General features: G+C 64.0%; 16 protein-coding genes. 5 read left to right on the top strand and 11 right to left on the bottom strand.

Features of this window, described 5'->3' with window-relative positions; genetic code table 11:
- Nucleotides 1-176: 176 nt before the first annotated feature.
- The 9 genes from nusB to glyA all read right to left on the bottom strand — a co-directional run bounded on the left by nusB (nt 177) and on the right by glyA (nt 7163).
- Entirely contained in the window at nt 177-590 is a 414-nt protein-coding gene (nusB, locus tag I6L38_RS14125; protein ID WP_005298096.1) for a transcription antitermination factor NusB, read from the bottom strand.
- Nucleotides 591-604: 14 nt separating this feature from the next.
- Nucleotides 605-1075, bottom strand: coding sequence for a 6,7-dimethyl-8-ribityllumazine synthase (gene ribE / locus I6L38_RS14130; protein WP_005298094.1), 471 nt, complete (start codon nt 1073-1075; stop codon nt 605-607).
- 131 nt (nt 1076-1206) lie between these two features.
- On the bottom strand, nt 1207-2316 hold the full coding sequence (gene ribBA / locus I6L38_RS14135; RefSeq protein ID WP_010633099.1) for a bifunctional 3,4-dihydroxy-2-butanone-4-phosphate synthase/GTP cyclohydrolase II: 1110 nt from the start codon (nt 2314-2316) through the stop codon (nt 1207-1209).
- Between the two features lie 141 nt (nt 2317-2457).
- Complete coding sequence (locus tag I6L38_RS14140) at nt 2458-3111, bottom strand: riboflavin synthase (protein ID WP_017783741.1); 654 nt, start codon at nt 3109-3111, stop codon at nt 2458-2460.
- 54 nt (nt 3112-3165) lie between these two features.
- On the bottom strand, nt 3166-4275 hold the full coding sequence (gene ribD, locus I6L38_RS14145) for a bifunctional diaminohydroxyphosphoribosylaminopyrimidine deaminase/5-amino-6-(5-phosphoribosylamino)uracil reductase RibD (protein ID WP_201885151.1): 1110 nt from the start codon (nt 4273-4275) through the stop codon (nt 3166-3168).
- A 96-nt stretch (nt 4276-4371) separates the two neighbouring features.
- Nucleotides 4372-4821, bottom strand: a complete 450-nt coding sequence (gene nrdR / locus I6L38_RS14150; protein WP_005298086.1) for a transcriptional regulator NrdR — start codon at nt 4819-4821, stop codon at nt 4372-4374.
- Between the two features lie 122 nt (nt 4822-4943).
- Nucleotides 4944-5276, bottom strand: a complete 333-nt coding sequence (locus I6L38_RS14155) for an NIPSNAP family protein (RefSeq protein ID WP_042049653.1) — start codon at nt 5274-5276, stop codon at nt 4944-4946.
- A 78-nt stretch (nt 5277-5354) separates the two neighbouring features.
- Nucleotides 5355-5828, bottom strand: coding sequence for a hypothetical protein (locus I6L38_RS14160; RefSeq protein WP_042049652.1), 474 nt, complete (start codon nt 5826-5828; stop codon nt 5355-5357).
- A gap of 81 nt (nt 5829-5909) precedes the next feature.
- On the bottom strand, nt 5910-7163 hold the full coding sequence (glyA, locus tag I6L38_RS14165; protein ID WP_042049650.1) for a serine hydroxymethyltransferase: 1254 nt from the start codon (nt 7161-7163) through the stop codon (nt 5910-5912).
- A 420-nt stretch (nt 7164-7583) separates the two neighbouring features.
- Here glyA and I6L38_RS14170 point away from each other — a divergent pair, with 420 nt between their 5' ends.
- Nucleotides 7584-7871: a hypothetical protein gene (locus tag I6L38_RS14170; RefSeq protein WP_017765166.1), complete on the top strand. Its 288-nt coding sequence runs from the start codon at nt 7584-7586 to the stop codon at nt 7869-7871.
- Nucleotides 7872-7907: 36 nt separating this feature from the next.
- Here the strand turns inward: I6L38_RS14170 and torS are convergent, their stop codons facing one another.
- Nucleotides 7908-10718 (bottom strand): TMAO reductase system sensor histidine kinase/response regulator TorS, encoded by a 2811-nt coding sequence (torS, locus tag I6L38_RS14175; protein WP_201881999.1) that lies wholly within the window; start codon nt 10716-10718, stop codon nt 7908-7910.
- 70 nt (nt 10719-10788) lie between these two features.
- Between torS and torT the strand changes: the two genes are divergently transcribed.
- Together torT and I6L38_RS14185 are read left to right on the top strand one after the other, a co-directional pair.
- On the top strand, nt 10789-11841 hold the full coding sequence (gene torT / locus I6L38_RS14180; RefSeq protein WP_216988652.1) for a TMAO reductase system periplasmic protein TorT: 1053 nt from the start codon (nt 10789-10791) through the stop codon (nt 11839-11841).
- A gap of 22 nt (nt 11842-11863) precedes the next feature.
- Nucleotides 11864-12268: a GFA family protein gene (locus I6L38_RS14185; RefSeq protein WP_017765169.1), complete on the top strand. Its 405-nt coding sequence runs from the start codon at nt 11864-11866 to the stop codon at nt 12266-12268.
- A gap of 20 nt (nt 12269-12288) precedes the next feature.
- Here the strand turns inward: I6L38_RS14185 and torR are convergent, their stop codons facing one another.
- Entirely contained in the window at nt 12289-13002 is a 714-nt protein-coding gene (gene torR / locus I6L38_RS14190) for a two-component system response regulator TorR (RefSeq protein ID WP_095592158.1), read from the bottom strand.
- A gap of 155 nt (nt 13003-13157) precedes the next feature.
- Between torR and torC the strand changes: the two genes are divergently transcribed.
- On the top strand, nt 13158-14324 hold the full coding sequence (gene torC, locus I6L38_RS14195) for a pentaheme c-type cytochrome TorC (RefSeq protein ID WP_216988653.1): 1167 nt from the start codon (nt 13158-13160) through the stop codon (nt 14322-14324).
- 27 nt (nt 14325-14351) lie between these two features.
- Nucleotides 14352-16844, top strand: coding sequence for a trimethylamine-N-oxide reductase TorA (gene torA, locus I6L38_RS14200; protein WP_216988654.1), 2493 nt, complete (start codon nt 14352-14354; stop codon nt 16842-16844).
- Nucleotides 16845-16868 lie beyond the last annotated feature (24 nt).

Below are 16868 nucleotides of genomic sequence, written 5' to 3' on the forward strand. Positions count from 1 at the left end.
AAGCTGGCTCCTCTATTAGATGCTGTTGCGGCTCTTGCTGCGAGACCGTGCTCAAGGCTGGTCGCTGCCGGGCTCTTCATGTATTGCCATACACGCCGGCCTGGCGCTGCGCTTCACCTTGCTGACGACGGCTCGCGACAGAGCATCGATCAGCATGGAATGCTGATGAACAGGGATCAGCGCTTGTCCAGCGACTTGATCACCTTGTCCAGTACGCCGTTGACAAACTTGTGGCTGTCATCGGCGGCGAAGGCTTTAGCCAGCTCGATCGCTTCGTTGATCACCACGCGCGGCGGAACATCATCACGACGGGTCAGCTCATAGGTCGCCAGACGCAGGATCGCCTTGTCCACCATGTCCACTTCTTCCAGCGGACGGGAGAGGAAAGGTGCGAAGACCTTGTCCAGCTCGTTGCAGTGGAGGGCTACCCCGAACAGCAGATCGCGGAAGTAGTTCAGATCCACACCCTTGGTGTCCTGATCGATCTTGAACTGCTCTTCGATGTCGCCCACGTTGGCCTTGGTCATCTGCCACTGGTAGATGGCCTGGGTGGCGCAATGGCGGGCCTTGCGGCGCTCAGACGGTTTCAATGCATTTCTCCTCGTTACACGTCCAGTTCTTTCAGGACGTTGATCATTTCGAGCGCTGCCAGTGCAGCCTCTGCACCCTTGTTACCCGCCTTGGTACCTGCACGCTCGATGGCTTGTTCAATGTTTTCAGTGGTCAGTACGCCGAAGGCAACCGGAATTTCATATTCCATCATTACCTGGGCCATGCCCTTGCTGTTCTCGTTGGCGACCAGATCGAAGTGGTAGGTGCCGCCACGGATGACGGTGCCGACTGCCACGATGGCGTCATAGTTGCCGCTCTTGGCCAGTTTCTTGATGACCAGCGGCATTTCAACCGCGCCCGGCACTTTCACCAGGGTCAGGTTGCTGTCCTGTACCTGGCCTTGACGCTTCAGTACGTCCAGTGCACCACTCACCAGGCTGTCGTTGATGAAACTGTTGAAACGAGCAACGACAATCGCAACGCGCGCTTCAGGAGCGGCGATATTTCCTTCGATAACCTTCATTGGAAATCCTGTATCTGTGAAAGCAAAAGGGCCGGAGTCAAAAGTGCGCACATTCTAGCACAACAGACCCACGACAAAAAACCATGGCCGCAACGGGCGGCCATGATGATGATTTCAGCCGTATGCGGCGCTTACTCGCCGACGTACTCCACCACTTCCAGGCCGAAGCCGCCGAGGGCGTGATACTTCTTCGGCGAGCTCAGCAGGCGCATCTTGCCCACCCCCAGCGCCTTGAGGATCTGGGAGCCGACGCCGACCCGGCGCGAGGTTCCCTGCCACTTGGCCCCTTCCGGCGCCAACCCCTTGTCGGCGGCCTCAAAGCCCTTGACCCGTGCCAGCAGCTCGGCGCCGTGGGCTTCCGCCCCCAGGATCACCAGCACCCCGCCCTCGTCGGCGATGCGGGCCATGGATTTGGGCAGCGGCCAGCTGCGGGCGGCGTGGCGGTCGGTCTGCAGCAGATCGCTCAGCACGTCGTGCAGATGGACCCGCACCAGGGTTGGCTGGTCGGCACTCACCTCGCCTTTTTTGAGGGCGAAGTGCACCTGGTTGTCGATGGTGTCGCGGAAGGTGATGAGGTCGAACTCGCCATATTCGGTGGGCAGCTTGCACTCGGCCACCTTCTCGACTGTGGTCTCATGCTGGTTGCGGTACTCGATGAGATCCGCAATGGTGCCAAGCTTGATGCCGTGCTGCTCGGCGAAGATCTCGAGATCAGGGCGGCGCGCCATGGTGCCATCCTCGTTCAAGATCTCGACGATGACGGAGGCGGCCTCGTAACCGGCCAGCCGGGCCAGGTCACAACCCGCCTCGGTGTGGCCGGCGCGAGTCAGCACGCCGCCATCCTGGGCCATCAGCGGGAAAATGTGGCCGGGTTGCACCAGATCGGAAGCCTTGGCATCGGGCGCCACTGCCGCCTGCACGGTGACGGCCCGGTCGGCGGCGGAGATGCCGGTGGTTACCCCTTCGGCCGCTTCGATGGTCACGGTGAAGGCGGTCGAGAACTGGGCGTTGTTGCGGTCGACCATCAGCGGCAGCGCCAGCTGCTTGCAGCGATCCCGGGTCAGGGTCAGACAGATGAGCCCCCGGCCGTAACGGGCCATGAAGTTGATATCTTCCGGGCGGACACAGGAGGCGGCCATGATGAGGTCCCCTTCGTTCTCCCTGTCTTCGTCATCCATCAGGATCACCATCTTGCCAGCCTTGATATCGGCAATGATTTCCTGGGTCGTGCTCAGCGCCATGGGCTACTCCATCAACATGCTTCGGGGATTGAGCCAGTCGGCTCGACGTGATACTGCCTATTGTGCTCTAGATGGGGCACGCGGGGCCCCATTTCAATCGGAGCGGGATCACAGAAAAGCGTTTTTCCCGCCGAGGTTCCATCACAGGAAACCGGAGCGGGCCAGCTTCTCCAGGGTCAGGGTGGAGGCACTGCTCTCCTGGCGCTGACCCGTCATCAGCCGCTCCAGATAGCGGGCTATCTGATCCACCTCGAGATTGACGCTCCTGCCCGGCTTCCAGCCGGCTATGGTGGTCTCCTGGGCGGTGTGGGGCACGATGGTCAGCCGGAACAGATCCCCCTGCACGGCGTTGACGGTGAGACTGATGCCATCCACCGCGATGGAGCCCTTCTCGGCGATGTAGCGGGAGAGCTCCGTCGGCGCCTTGATCCAGTACTCGATGGCACGGCCACTGCTGGAGACGCTCTTGACCTCCCCCACCCCGTCCACGTGGCCGGAGACCAGGTGACCGCCGAGGCGGGAGGTGGGCATCAGCGCCTTCTCGAGGTTGACCCGATCGCCCACCTTAGCGGCAGAAAAACCGGTGCGAGAAAGGGTTTCCAGCGACACGTCGGCGGTATAACGCTTGTCGCCCAGGGCAATCACGGTAAGACAGACACCATTGGTGGCGATGGAGTCGCCCAGCTTGACATCGCTGAAATCCAGGGTGGGCGCGTGCACGGTGAGGGCCATGTCTTCGCCCTGGCGACGCAGCTCGGCCAGGGTTCCCACCGCTTCGATAATTCCGGTAAACATGCAGATCACCTTGCTGATGACGGGGGCGGCAATGCCCCCTTTAATATTGATAAATCAGGCTATTTTGGCGGTAATACGAATATCCTGGCCAACCATGCGCACATCCTTGATGTTGAGCTTGGGAGCCTGGAACAGCCGGGTGAGCCCGGGCAGATGGAACAGGCCGCGCCCCTCATCCCCCATCAGTTTGGGCGCCTGATAGAGCACCAGATCGTCCACCAGCCCCTTCTCCAGCAGGGCGCCGCACAGGCGTGGCCCCGCCTCCACCAGTACCGAGTTGAGGTTCTGTTTGGCCAGCAGCATGAACAGGCTGACCAGATCCAGCTTGCCATCCAGCAGCGGCACCTCCAGCTGCTGCACCCAGGCTGGCCAGTCGCCGTCCGCCTTGTGGCGGGCCAGCAGCACCGGGCTCTCGCTCTGGAACAGAGGCAGATCCGGGGTCAGCCGGTTTTGCGAGTCGACGATGACCCGCAGCGGCTGGCGCAGGGTCTCTTTGGGATAGGCGGCCTTGACCGAGGGGGGCAGCTCGTCCCAGCGCACGGTCAGGGAGGCGTTGTCCGCCAGCACGGTTTCGGCGCTGGAGAGCACCGCATCGTGGCGGGCCCGCAGTCGCTGCACGTCGCGGCGCGCCTCCGGGGAGGTGATCCACTGGCTCTCGCCGCTCGCCATGGCGGTGCGACCATCCAGGCTGGCACCGAGCTTGACCGTCACCTGCGGGAAGGCGGTACGCATCCGCTTGAAAAAGCCCGGGTTGAGCGCCTCGGCCTCGGCAGCCAGCAGACCGAAATCGGTCTTGATGCCCGCCTCGGAGAGCATGCGCAGGCCGCGCCCCCCTACCTGAGGGTTGGGGTCCACCATGGCGGCCACCACCCGGCTCACGCCGGCCTTGATCAGCGCCTCGGCACAGGGTGGGGTGCGACCATGATGAGAGCAGGGCTCCAGGGTCACGTAGGCGGTGGCGCCGCGGGCCTCTTCACCGGCCGCGTGCAGGGCATAGACCTCGGCATGGGGCTCGCCGGCCCGCTGATGCCAGCCCTCTCCCACCACCACGCCAGCCTTCACCAGCACGGCACCGACACAGGGGTTGGGCGCCGTGGTGTAACGGCCGCGGCGGGCCAGTTCGAGGGCCCGGCTCATCCATTGGTAATCGTCTTGACTAAACATCTGGGCTCCTCTGACAGCACATCCAGGCTTACGCAATATCGTAGGTTCGATTAGCGCAGCGTAATCGAACGCGGCAACCTGGTTTGGAAGAAAGACTCACTTCTCCAGCTTGGCGATCTCTTCACCAAACTCACGAATGTCTTCAAAGCTGCGATAGACGGAGGCAAAGCGGATATAGGCCACCTTGTCGAGCCCCTTGAGCTCGTCCATCACCAGGTTGCCCACCAGCTCGGAGGCCACTTCGCGCTCACCGGTGGCCCGCAGGCGGGATTTGATGTGGTTGACCGCCTTCTCGATGGCCTCCATGCTCACCGGCCGCTTCTCCAGTGCCCGCAGGATGCCGGCACGCAGCTTGTCTTCGTTGAAAGGCTCGCGCGAGCCGTTGGACTTGATGACGCGGGGCATGACCAGCTCGGCCATCTCGAAGGTCGTGAAGCGCTCGTGGCAGAGCAGGCATTCGCGACGGCGGCGTACCTGATGGCCTTCGGCCACCAGACGGGAATCGATCACCTTGGTATCTACCGCACTACAGAAAGGGCAATGCATCGGACCTCCGGCGTTGACGGAAAAGGGCGCCGACCACCGGGGCCGGCTCTAGGCCGGCCAGTGTAGCACGGCCATCCGGAACCGGTAAAAGCCCGTGAAAACAAGGGAAGTGACAGATGCCATCAGCAACCACGAAGTGCATCAATGGCGACATCAGGCAGCCAGAGCACTGTATTGGTGTCGCTCTCTATCAGCTCGACGATGGCTTCTCTCGGACCTTTTCTCCATGCATCCGTGGCATAGAATGCCGCCTGTGAACGGTTCAGATCGTCAAGATCATCGTAAGCCCGCATCAAAAAATAGACGTCCGGATGGTGCAAGGAAGGGCCATGGTTCACCACATCCATTCCCCACTCGCGGTGCAGCGGCAAACTCTGCTCTGCAACCAACCTATGAAACTCTGCCCGACTACCGGCCTTGAGCCGGTAGTTTCGGATCTCCAGCACTCTCTTCATTGAGCTATCTCCTGCCATCCGTTTCTTGAACATCAGAGCTGTTTTAGGCGCCCATCCCAGTCATCCATTCGACCGGGCTCAGTCATCATAAGGCAGGGTATCGGGGTCACAATCCTGATAGTCGGGCGCCGGATCCACGGCAAAGCGGCGCGCCTCGATGTGGCTGTGGCCCAGCATCAATGCCTTGCCCACCCGGTGCATGCCGTCCATCACCCGACCTGCGCTGTCCAGCAGGATGGGATAGGCGAGATCGGCCGCCATCATGAGCTGGCAATGCTCCACCACGCTGCGCACCGTGGGGCTGGCGGCGCCATGGCCGTACCAGTGCAGCTGGTCGAGCTCGGCAATCTCACCGAGTGCCACCGCCTGCACCGGCAGATCGCGGCTCAACCACACCAGCCGGCGCACGTCCCAGGCCAGCAGCCCCTGTTCGCTGGCGCGAAAATGGTACTGGGCACGGATCGCCTGCCTGAGCGCTGCCGACGCCAAGTCCCTCTCAGCGTTGCCCCCGCTCCCTGTGCCCTGCAACTGCTCTTTGCTGTGCTGACTCATAGCCCCTCTCATGTTGCCAGACGCCACAAAAAACAATGCCACCCGAGGGTGGCATTGCGGTTCAACCTGAAAGCGGGTCGATTATGCGTAAACCGGGAAACGGCGGCAGATATCCAGCACCTTCTCGCGCACGGTGGCCAGCACTTCGTCGTTGTCGTGGTTGTCCAGCACGTCGCAGATCCAGTGGGTCAGCTGGATGGACTCGGCTTCCTTGAAGCCGCGGCGGGTGATGGCCGGGGTACCAATACGCACACCGGAGGTGACGAACGGGGAACGCGGATCGTTCGGCACCGAGTTCTTGTTGACGGTGATGTTGGCTTTGCCCAGCGCAGCATCAGCATCCTTACCGGTCAGCTCGCGGCCGATCAGGTCAACCAGCATCAGGTGGTTGTCGGTGCCGCCGGAGACGATCTTGTAGCCGCGCTCGATAAAGGTGGCAGCCATCGCCTTGGCGTTTTTGACGACCTGGGCCTGATAGGTCTTGAACTCGGGCTCCAGCGCCTCTTTGAAGGCAACGGCCTTGCCGGCGATGACGTGCATCAGCGGACCACCCTGACCACCCGGGAAGACGGCGGAGTTGAGCTTCTTGTAGAGCTCCTCGTCGTCAGCGGCGGAGAGGATCAGACCACCGCGCGGACCGGCCAGGGTCTTGTGAGTGGTGGAGGTGACCACGTGAGCGTGGGGCACCGGGTTCGGGTAGACGCCGGCGGCGATGAGGCCAGCCACGTGGGCCATGTCGACGAACAGGTAAGCACCGATCTTGTCGGCGATTTCGCGCATGCGAGCCCAGTCGACAACGCCAGAGTAAGCGGAGAAGCCGCCGATCATCATCTTCGGCTTGTGCTCAACGGCCAGACGTTCCATCTCGTCGTAGTCGATCTTGCCGGACTCGTCGATGCCGTAGGGGATGATGTTGTACAGCTTGCCGGAGAAGTTGACCGGGGAGCCGTGAGTCAGGTGACCGCCGTGAGCCAGGTTCATACCCAGCACGGTGTCGCCCGGTTGCAGCAGGGCCATGTAGACGGCGCTGTTGGCCTGGGAGCCGGAGTGCGGCTGCACGTTGGCGTAGGTGGCACCGAACAGCTCTTTGGCGCGCTCGATAGCCAGGGTTTCAACCACATCCACATACTCGCAACCACCGTAGTAGCGCTTGGAGGGGTAACCCTCGGCGTACTTGTTGGTCAGCTGGGAGCCCTGGGCTTCCATGACGCGGGGGCTGGTGTAGTTCTCGGACGCAATCAGCTCGATATGCTCTTCCTGACGACGGGTCTCGTCTGTGATGGCCTGCCACAGCTGGGGATCATAGCCGGCAATGGTCATGTCACGTTTCAACATCCGTTTCTCTCCTGAAAATCGTTTGCGCGATAGGTGAAGTGGGCAGGCGCATTGTAACGTGAGCTGGATCAAAGAGACAGTCCAACCACCCAAAAAATTGTTTAAAAAATGTAAAATGCGTCGCAAATTTCACACCGCCCAGGCGGGCTGCGACCCGCCGGCAAGCCCACGCCAGCCTGGCCAATCCCCCCTTCATCCGCCACCGATACACTCGGCCAACAGCCGGAGCATGGCTCATCAGCCGGCCAAAACCAGAGCCAGATCATGGATATAGCATTTACTAACAGATAACATCTTTAACAGGCACAGCAGTTGCCCGGCGCGCAGGCCGGCAACGTAAGGGCCCCTCACCGCATCCGGTCAACTGCTGCTCGCGTCACCCTCTTGTCTTGTCACACCGCAGACTCACGGGAGTAAGCCATGCTGGATAACTTGATGCTGTTTCTGATTATTTCGGTATTCGCGCTGTTCTACTGGATCTACTACACCGGCAGTCGCAAGAGCCCTTTCACCACCCAATGGGACCAGTTGCCCACCCGCGAGCAGTATCTGGCGGCCCACCCGGACGCCATCGACGGCGACATCCTCTTCTGCATTCACTGCGGCCATCATCAGCAGCTGGATGTGGGCCTGGTGCACCAGGCCGACTTCCGCCGCCAGCACCTCTGCGCCCAGTGCAGGCAGCCGCTCTACCGCGAAGAGCAATAACTGTCCTGAGCGGGCATGAGCCACGCCCCCTTGCTGCTAATCCGGCAGATGCTTCGCCTGCCACGCCCGCAAACCGGCCAGCGCCTGCTCAAACGGCCCGGCCAGCGCTCCCCCATCCAGCAGCCCCTGCTCCACGGCGGCGCACTGCGCCGCGAAATCATCCAGCCCGAGCGCCAGGGCGCTGCCCTTGAGCCTGTGCGCCAGCGCGCGCTGCGCTTCCCCTTCGCTGTGCGCCAGCTCGGCCACCAGGGGCGCCCCCTGCTCGGCAAACAGAGCGATGAGCTGGCGAATGCGCTGACTGCCGAGCAGGGTCAGATCCGCCTCCAGCACCCGGTTGGCGGTCCCGGTACCAGCGAGCGGCTCGTCCGCCGCTAGGGGAGGCACCTCCTCCCCTGCTGACAAACGGTCGATGGCCGCGGCCAGCGCCCCCAGCCGCACCGGCTTGCCGACGAAATCGGCAAACCCCGCCGCCAGACAGGCGCGCACATCCTCCGGGTACATCTGGGCCGAGACAGCGATGGCGGGCAGGCCGCAGCCATGCTCCTCCTCGCTGATGGCCACCAGATCCTCGCGCAGGGTCATGCCATCCATGTCCGGCAGGTTGATGTCGAGCAGAGCCAGCTCGAAGGGGCGCTCGGTCACCCGCGCCAGCGCGCTGCGTCCATCCTCGGCCAGGGTGACCCTGTGGCCGAGGCGCACCAGCATGCCCTCGGCCACCAGCCGGTTGATCTCGTTGTCCTCCACCAGCAGGATCTCCCGCGGCTGGCCGAGGCGCACCGGCTGGGCGCTAACCGGCAGCTGGGCCGCCGAACGCTGCAGCGGCAGGCTGAAGCTGAATTCACAACCCAGTCCCGGCTCGCTGGAGAGCATAAGCTCTCCCCCCATGGCGGCCACCAGCCGGCGGCTGATGGCGAGCCCCAGTCCCGTGCCCCCCTGATGGCCCATGTCCCGCTTGCGCTGGCGGAAGGCCTCGAACACCGCCTCCTGCTCCCCGGCCGGGATGCCGGGGCCGGTGTCTTTCACCACGAAGCGGATGCAGGGCTCGGCGCAGGGACCCGCGCAGGCCAGCGGCGCCACCACCAGGGTGATGCGCCCCTCGCCGATGAACTTGACCGCATTGCCCAAGAGGTTCGCCAGCACCTGGCGCAGCTTGCCCACGTCCCCCTCCACCACGGGGGGGAGCGAAGGGGCATACTCCAGCGCCAGCGTCACCCCTTTCGCATCGGCCCTCGGCCCGAACAGGGCGATCAGCTCCTCGGCCAGCGGGCGCAGGGAGAAGGGCTCGCGGCGCGCCTCCACATGGCCCGCCTCGATTTTGGAGTAGTCGAGAATGTCGTTGAGGATCTCCAGCAGGGATTCGCCACTCTGCTCGATGGCGGCCAAGTAGCGCTGCTGGGTCTCGTTGAGGTGGGTGTCCTCCAGCAGGGTGAGGCCACCGAGGATTCCGTTCATGGGGGTGCGGATTTCGTGGCTCATGGTGGCGAGGAACACCGACTTGGCCCGGTTGGCCTGCTCCGCCTCGGCGCGGGCCAGCCGCTGCTTCTCCACCTCTTCGTTGAGGCGCGCATTGGCGTGGCTGAGCTGCTCCGTGCGCTCCTCGACCCGCGACTCCAGCTCCCGCTGGTAGCGGCCAAGCTCGATGGCGTTGTCACGAAACACCTGCAGCGCCCTCCCCAGCTCCGCCAGCTCGTCGCGTCCCGCTTCCCCGACTGGCATCAGAGGCGCCAGATCTCCCCTGGCCAGCCGGCTCATCCCGGCGACGGCACGCTGCAACGGCCAGACGATGCGACCATAGACCATGCGCCACATCAGCAGGATGAGTAGCACCAGGGTGAGCAGGCCGATCACCATCAGGGCCTGCTCCAGCAGCTTGAGGCGCTGGCTCAGAGCCTGCTGGCTCTCTCCCAGGGAGTCCCGGGCCTGGTTCACCAGGGTGCCGACCTCGCGGTTGAGGCTCTCCATCAGGGCCTCGTTGGCGGCGGCCAGCACCCGCAGCGCCTCCCCCTTGCCGAGCCAGTCGCTGCGCAGCTGTACCAGCCGATCGCTCTGCTCCAGCTCGTCCAGCGCCCGCTCCACCGCCTGGCGGCGGGCCGGATCCGTCACCGCTCCCGCTCGCAGCCGCAGGATGGCCAGCTCACGACGCACCTCCTGCAGCAGGGTCAGCAGCCCGGCCTGCCGGTCGCTGCGCCAGATCTCCTCGATGCGCTGCTGCTGCATCAGGGTGCGGTGGCGCAGCTCCGTCATCTGCTCCAGCCAGTCGAGATCCTGCTCCAGCAGCCGGTCGATCGCCCCGCCAGCGGCGTGCCCCTGCAGTGAATAGAGGGAACCGAGCCCCGCCACCATCACGGTTTCGGCGTTCTCCATCTGGCTGCGGGCCAGCTCCGCCACCTGACCGGCAGCCACCACCAGCCGGGAGCGCAACGCGCTACCGTCGGCCATGAGTGTCAGCCGCTCTCCAACCAGCCAGCCCTGCTGGCCCAGGTTGCCGATGATGGTCTGGCTGAGGCGATGCAGCTCGTCAGACGCCGCCTTGCCGCCACCATGGCCCAGTTGCTCCAGCACGTGCTGCATCTGCTGCCCCTGCAGGGTGAGCAACCGCCCCTGATGCTCCCGCTCCTCCTCGCTGGTCGCGGAGGCCAGCAGGTGGGAGGAGCTCTGGATCTCGCCGCCGAGCCGCGCCAGGGTGCGGGCCAGCTCCTGATCCGCCAGGGTCTGCTGCACCCCCTGCTCCAGCTGGCGCAGGTGGCTGAGCCCGAACCACCCCAGCAGGGAGGCCCCCAGGGTCAACAGCGCCATCAGGGAGAAGGCCAGCAACAACTTGCCGCCCAGGCCGGAAAAGATTCTCACGCGAAGCCCCTTGGTTGTGGTCGACTTTGACCGGATAATATGGCCCCACACTTTAACAAAACCCCCGGCCATGCGAAGCGTCTGTCTCTCCCTGTTGCTCCTGCTGCTCCCGGCCTGCGTCCTCGCCTTCGAGGTGGATCACTGGCCGGACGGCGCCTTCGGCGGCCAACCGGTCCGTTTGAACTGGCAAGGGCCCGCCCCCGTCACCCGTCCCCTGACCCTGTGCGCCCTCTATCCCCATCTGCGCGACGCCTACTGGCTGTCGGTCAATCAGGGCATGGTGGAGGAGGCCAAGCGGCTCGGCGTGAAGCTGCGTATCCACGAGGCGGGGGGCTATGGCGCCCTTGCCGAACAGCGCCACCAGTTGCAGCAGTGCGTGAGCGAGGGGAGCGATGCCATCCTGCTCGGCGCGGTGAGCTACGACGGGCTCGGCGAGGCAATCAGCGCCAGCCCGCTGCCGGTGTTCGGCCTGGTCAACGACCTGCCCGCCGGACTGGTCAAGGCCAAGGTGGGGGTCTCCTGGTATCAGATGGGCTGGCAGATGGGCCACTGGCTGGCCAAGCGCCACCCTGCTGGCAGCCCGCCGGTGACGGTGGCGCTCTTTCCCGGCCCGCAGGCGAGCGGTGGCAACAACTTCGTCGAGCCCGGCTTTGCCGCAGCCATCCAGGGCAGCGCCATCAGGCTGGTAACCACGGCGCGCGGTGACAACAGCCGCGAGATCCAGCGCACCCTGGTGCAGCAGACCCTGGCCCGCCACCCCGACCTCGACTATCTGGTGGGGGGCGCCATCGCCGCCGAAGTGGCGGTCAACGAGCTGGCGCAGCGCCAACTCACAAAACCCCAAGTATTGAGCACCTACTTCAGCCACGGGGTGCAACGCGGCCTGCGCCGGGGCAAGGTCCTGGCCGCCAACAGCGATCAGATGCGCCAGCAGGGGCGCCTTGCAGTGGCCCAGGCGGTCTGCCTGCTGCAAAGACCCGAGGCCGGCGAGCAGCAGTGCCCGCGGGTGATGGGCCCCCCCATCCTGACTCTGGAGGCCCCTCTGGCCAATCCCGCCGATTCGCTGTCCGATGGCACCTTTCGCCCCGTCTACCGGGTCGGCGTCGACGCCAGCAGCAACTAACCAAGCACTCAAGGAGATAGAGATGAACACATTGCATGCGAGCTGCCTGTGCGGTGCCGTGGCCCTGACCCTGCCGGATCAGTTCGACTACATGGGCAACTGCCATTGCTCCGAATGCCGCAAGTTTTCCGGGGCGGACTACGCCTCGGTCGGCGGGCTGGATGGTGACAAGGTGACCATCGCGAAGGGGAGCGAGGCCATCGGCCGCTACCAGAAATCGGACGAGACCAGCCTCGCCTTCTGCCGCCACTGCGGCTCCAGCCTGTTCAGCCAGAAGCGCAGCACGGGCAAGATCAATCTGCGGCTGGGGATACTGGACGAGGCGCCGAGCCAGAAGCCCGCGTTTCACATCTTCGTCGGCTCCAAGGCGCCCTGGCACCAGATAGGGGATGACTGCCCGCAGTTTGACACCCGGCCATCGGCCTGAACGCCCCGCAAAGCAGAGGGTCAGGCGGCCAGCTCGCCGGCAAACAGGTAGCCTTCCCCGTGCACGGTGACGAACAGTTGCGGGTCACGGGGATCTTGCTCCATCTTGCCCCGCAGGCGGCGGATCAGCACGTCTATGGTGCGATCGCTCGGGCCATCACCGCGGTGGCTGGTGAGGGCCAGGATCCGCTCCCGGCTCAGCACCCGCCCGGCATTGGCGATAAAGGCCACCAGCACCTCGTACTCCGCCTTGGTCAGGCGCACCGGCACCCCATCCTTGCTGAGCTGGCGACGGGGAATATCGAAGCGCCAGGGACCAAAACGCACCGCATCGTCGGCCGGGGCCGGCTCGCACGGCTGGGCTGCGGCCAATGAGATGCGCCACAGCAGGTTCTTGACCCGCACCAGCAGTTCCCTGAGCTCAAACGGCTTGGTGACATAGTCGTCGGCTCCCATCTCGAGGCCAACGATCCTGTCCACCGCATCGCTGCGACCGGTCACCAGGATGATCCCCACTGTGCTGCGGGCGCGCAGTTCACGGGTCAGCAGCAAGCCATCCTCCCCCGGCAGGTTGATGTCCAGCATCACCAGGGCCACCTCCTGCTCTGCCAGCACGGCCCGCATCTCCTGGCCGTTTTCGACCGCGGTCACCCGATAGCCTTCCCGTTCGAAATAGCCGGTCAGCTTCTCGCGGGTAACGGCATCATCTTCAACAACCAGAATGTGGTGGCTCATGGGCAAGGTCCGCAGGGTTAGACAGAGTTCAACATGGGGGAATTATTCTATTCATAATTTTTCATAAATACCCCTATTTCGTTAATTTTCGGCGGCAGCCCTGTTCACAACGCCTCCCTATCATGGCCTCCATCAAAAAAGCGATGTGAGAGAGCATGATGAAAAAACTGTGGCATTTCCTGCGCACCCCCAGCCGCCGCTGGTCGGTATTGGCGCTGGTGCTGGCGGGCGTCGGGGTCACCCTGGCCGGCAGCGTCGGCTTGCACTACGGCTTCGAGAAGACCAGTACTCTCGAGTTCTGTATCTCCTGCCATACCATGAAGGACACCGTCTACCCCGAGTACAAGGAGTCCATTCACTTCAAGAACGCCTCCGGCGTCCAGGCCATCTGCACCGACTGCCACCAGCCGAAGGACTTCGTCGGCAAGGTGGCCCGCAAGATGGAGGCGGCCAACGACCTCTATCAGCAGTACATAGGCCACAGCATCGACACCCAGGAGAAGTTTGAGGACAGGCGTCTGCACCTGGCCGAGAAGGTGTGGGCCCGCATGAGCAGCCAGAACTCCAAGACCTGCAAGTCCTGCCACAGCTACGACAACATGGATCACGCCAAGCAGTCCCCCGCCGCCGCCCTGGCGATGAAGGATGCCGCCGCCAAGAACATGAACTGCATCGAGTGCCACAAGGGCATAGCCCACGAGCTGCCGAACATGGCGGGCGGCTTCCGTGCCACCTACGCCACCCTGGCAAGCGATGCGCAAGAGGCACCGGCCGCCGAGACCCTCTACACCCTGGGCGAGAAGGATCTCTACGAAAACGAAGAGAGTACCGATCCGGTCGGCAAGCTACTGCCCGCCTCCCGCATCGAGGTGGTGGCCCGCAGCGGCGATCGCCTCAAGGTGACCATCGAAGGCTGGCGCGAAACCGCAGGCAAGGGTCGCGTGCTGAGCGAGTACATGGGCAAGCGGGTCTTCGTGGCCACCATCCGTGACGAGCTCAGGGCGAACGAGCAGATCCTGAAACAGGAGACCGACAGCGCCACTCATATCGAGTGGGAACAGGTGCAGGTGCAGGCCTGGGTCGATGGCAAGGGCCTCGAATCCTCCCTCAAGCCGATCTGGGATTATGCCGGCGAGATGTACAAGTCCACCTGCAACTCCTGCCACGCGGCGCCGGATCCGGCTCACTTCACCGCCAACGGCTGGATCTCTGGTCTCAAGGCCATGTCCGCCTACTACCGCCTGAGCAAGGAAGAGGAGCGCACCCTGCTCAAATACCTGCAAAACCATGCCGCCGATACCGGTGGTCAGGGCAGCCACTAAGTCCGGATTTGAGAAAGGAATAACAAGATGATCAATATTTCCCGTCGTGGTTTTCTGGGTGGCTTGCTGGCCAGCGGTGCCAGCGCCCTGATCGGCCCCTCCCTGCTCGGTCGCGCCGTGATGGCCGCCGAGTCCGGCGAAAAACTGGTGCAGTCCGGCTCCCACTGGGGCGCCTTCCGCGCCCGTGTGGTCGATGGCCGCTGGGTCGAGACCCTGCCGTTCGAGCATGACAAGCATCCGACCGAGATGCTCAAGGCCCTGAGTGAAGTGGTCTACAACCCCTCCCGCATCCGCTACCCCATGGTGCGGCTGGACTGGCTGCGCAAGGGCCACCAGTCCGACACCAGCGAGCGCGGCCAGAACCGCTTCGTGCGGGTGACCTGGTCCCAGGCGCTGGACTTCTTCTATCACGAGCTGGAACGGGTGCAGAAGGCCCATGGCCCGAGCGCCCTCTACGCCGGTCACTCAGGCTGGCAGTCGGTCGGCAAGCTGCACTCCGCCGGCGCCATGCTGGGCCGCGCCATGAACCTGCACGGCACCTATCTGGCCAAGGCCGGTGACTACTCCACCGGCGCCGCCCAGGTGATCCTGCCCCACGTGGCGGGCGCCATGGAGGTGTACGAGCAGCAAACTTCCTGGCCCCTGGTGCTGGAGCACAGCAAGACCATCGTCATCTGGGGTTCCGATCCCATCAAGAACCTGCAGGTGGGCTGGTTGGTGCCGGATCACAGCGTCTACGAATACTGGGCACAGCTGAAAGAGAAAGTGGCCAAGGGCGAGATCAAGGTCATCAGCGTCGACCCGGTCAAGTCCAAGACCCAGAAGTACCTCAATTGCGATCAGGTGACCCTGAACCCACAGACCGATGTGCCCCTGATGCTGGGTATCGCCCATACCCTCTACAGCGAGAAGCGTCACGACGAGGCCTTCCTCAAGAACTACACCACCGGCTTTGACAAGTTCCTGCCCTACCTGCTGGGCACCAGCGATGGTCAGGTGAAGGATGCCGAGTGGGCTTCCGCCATCTGTGGCGTGCCTGCCGAGACCATTCGCGAGCTGGCGCGCACCATGGCCAGCGGCCGCACCCAGCTCATCGGCGGCTGGTGCGTGCAGCGCATGCACCACGGCGAACAGTACGCCTGGATGCTGGTGGTACTGGCCTCCATGCTGGGCCAGATCGGTCTGCCGGGCGGTGGCTACGGTTTTGGCTGGCACTACAACGGCGCCGGTACCATCACCAGCACAGGCCCCATCATGTCCGGCTTCAGCTCCGTCATTCCCGGAGTCAAGCCGCTGCATGACGGCGACTGGAAGGGCTACTCCAGATTCATCCCGGTGGCCCGTTTCGTCGACTGCATCCTGAACCCGGGCAAGCGCATCGCCTTCAACGGCCAGACCATCACCTACCCCCAGATGAAGATGGCGGTGTTCTGCGGCAACAACCCGTTCCACCATCAGCAGGATCGCAACAAGATGGTCGCGGCCTGGCGCAAGCTGGAAACCGTGGTGAGCGTGGATCACCAGTGGACCGCCAGCTGCCGCTTCGCCGATATCGTGCTGCCGGCCACCACTACTTATGAGCGGGATGACATCGAGCAGTGGGGTTCCCACTCCAATGCCGGCATCCTGGCCATGCACAAGGTGGTCGAGCCGCTGTTCGAGGCGCGCGACGACTACGACATCTTCGCCGATCTCTGCCGTCGCTTCGATCGCGAGGCCGAGTTCACCGGTGGCAAGAGCAAGCTGGAGTGGATCCAGAGCATCTATGACGACGCCCGCCTGCAGGGCCGCGGCATCGGCATCCGCCTGCCCCGCTTCAGCCAGTTCTGGCACGGTGAAGGTTTCGTCAGCTTCCCGGCGGGCCAGCCCTGGGTGCGTCACGAGTCGTTCCGCAAGGAGCCGGATCTGGAGCCGCTGGGCACCCCGTCCGGCCTCATCGAGATCTACTCCAAGACCATCGCCGACTACGGCTACGCGGATTGCCCGGGCCACCCGGTCTGGATCGAGCCTTACGAGCGCTCCCACGGCGGGCCGGGCAGCCAGCAGTTCCCGCTGCACCTGCAATCCTGTCACCCGGACAAGAGGCTGCACAGCCAGCTCTGCTCCTCCGATGCCTACCGTGCCACCTACACGGTGCAGGGGCGCGAGCCTGTCTACATGAACCCGCAGGACGCCAGGGCGCGCGGGCTCAAGGACGGGGATCTGGTGCGGGTCTTCAACGGCCGCGGTCAGGTGCTGGCCGGTCTGGTAGTGAGCGAAGACTACGCCCCCGGCGTGGTGCGCATCCAGGAGGGGGCCTGGTACGGCCCGCAGGAGGGCGGCAAGGTGGGGACCTTGTGTACCTATGGCGATCCCAACGTGCTGACTGCGGACATCGGCTCCTCCAGCCTGGCGCAGGCCACCACGGCCCACACCGCCCTGGTGGAGATCGAGAAGTTCCGCGGGCAGGCGCCGGCCGTCACCGCCTTCGGAGCGCCGGAATCCGCCAAGGGCATAGATCCCATGTTCCCGGCACTGTGACCCGAGGGGACGAAAGTCACCCCT

The organism is Aeromonas sp. FDAARGOS 1408 (assembly GCF_019048665.1).
GTDB lineage: Bacteria > Pseudomonadota > Gammaproteobacteria > Enterobacterales > Aeromonadaceae > Aeromonas > Aeromonas dhakensis.

What these genes read in the sequence shown, in the direction of transcription:
- ribE (WP_005298094.1), bottom strand. Translation starts at nt 1,075, where the DNA reads ATGAAGGTTATCGAAGGAAATATCGCCGCTCCTGAAGCGCGCGTTGCG.
- ribBA (WP_010633099.1), bottom strand. Translation starts at nt 2,316, where the DNA reads ATGGCGCTGAGCACGACCCAGGAAATCATTGCCGATATCAAGGCTGGC.
- I6L38_RS14140 (WP_017783741.1), bottom strand. Translation starts at nt 3,111, where the DNA reads ATGTTTACCGGAATTATCGAAGCGGTGGGAACCCTGGCCGAGCTGCGT.
- ribD (WP_201885151.1), bottom strand. Translation starts at nt 4,275, where the DNA reads ATGTTTAGTCAAGACGATTACCAATGGATGAGCCGGGCCCTCGAACTG.
- nrdR (WP_005298086.1), bottom strand. Translation starts at nt 4,821, where the DNA reads ATGCATTGCCCTTTCTGTAGTGCGGTAGATACCAAGGTGATCGATTCC.
- I6L38_RS14155 (WP_042049653.1), bottom strand. Translation starts at nt 5,276, where the DNA reads ATGAAGAGAGTGCTGGAGATCCGAAACTACCGGCTCAAGGCCGGTAGT.
- I6L38_RS14160 (WP_042049652.1), bottom strand. Translation starts at nt 5,828, where the DNA reads ATGAGTCAGCACAGCAAAGAGCAGTTGCAGGGCACAGGGAGCGGGGGC.
- glyA (WP_042049650.1), bottom strand. Translation starts at nt 7,163, where the DNA reads ATGTTGAAACGTGACATGACCATTGCCGGCTATGATCCCCAGCTGTGG.
- I6L38_RS14170 (WP_017765166.1), top strand. Translation starts at nt 7,584, where the DNA reads ATGCTGGATAACTTGATGCTGTTTCTGATTATTTCGGTATTCGCGCTG.
- torT (WP_216988652.1), top strand. Translation starts at nt 10,789, where the DNA reads ATGCGAAGCGTCTGTCTCTCCCTGTTGCTCCTGCTGCTCCCGGCCTGC.
- I6L38_RS14185 (WP_017765169.1), top strand. Translation starts at nt 11,864, where the DNA reads ATGAACACATTGCATGCGAGCTGCCTGTGCGGTGCCGTGGCCCTGACC.
- torR (WP_095592158.1), bottom strand. Translation starts at nt 13,002, where the DNA reads ATGAGCCACCACATTCTGGTTGTTGAAGATGATGCCGTTACCCGCGAG.
- torC (WP_216988653.1), top strand. Translation starts at nt 13,158, where the DNA reads ATGATGAAAAAACTGTGGCATTTCCTGCGCACCCCCAGCCGCCGCTGG.
- torA (WP_216988654.1), top strand. Translation starts at nt 14,352, where the DNA reads ATGATCAATATTTCCCGTCGTGGTTTTCTGGGTGGCTTGCTGGCCAGC.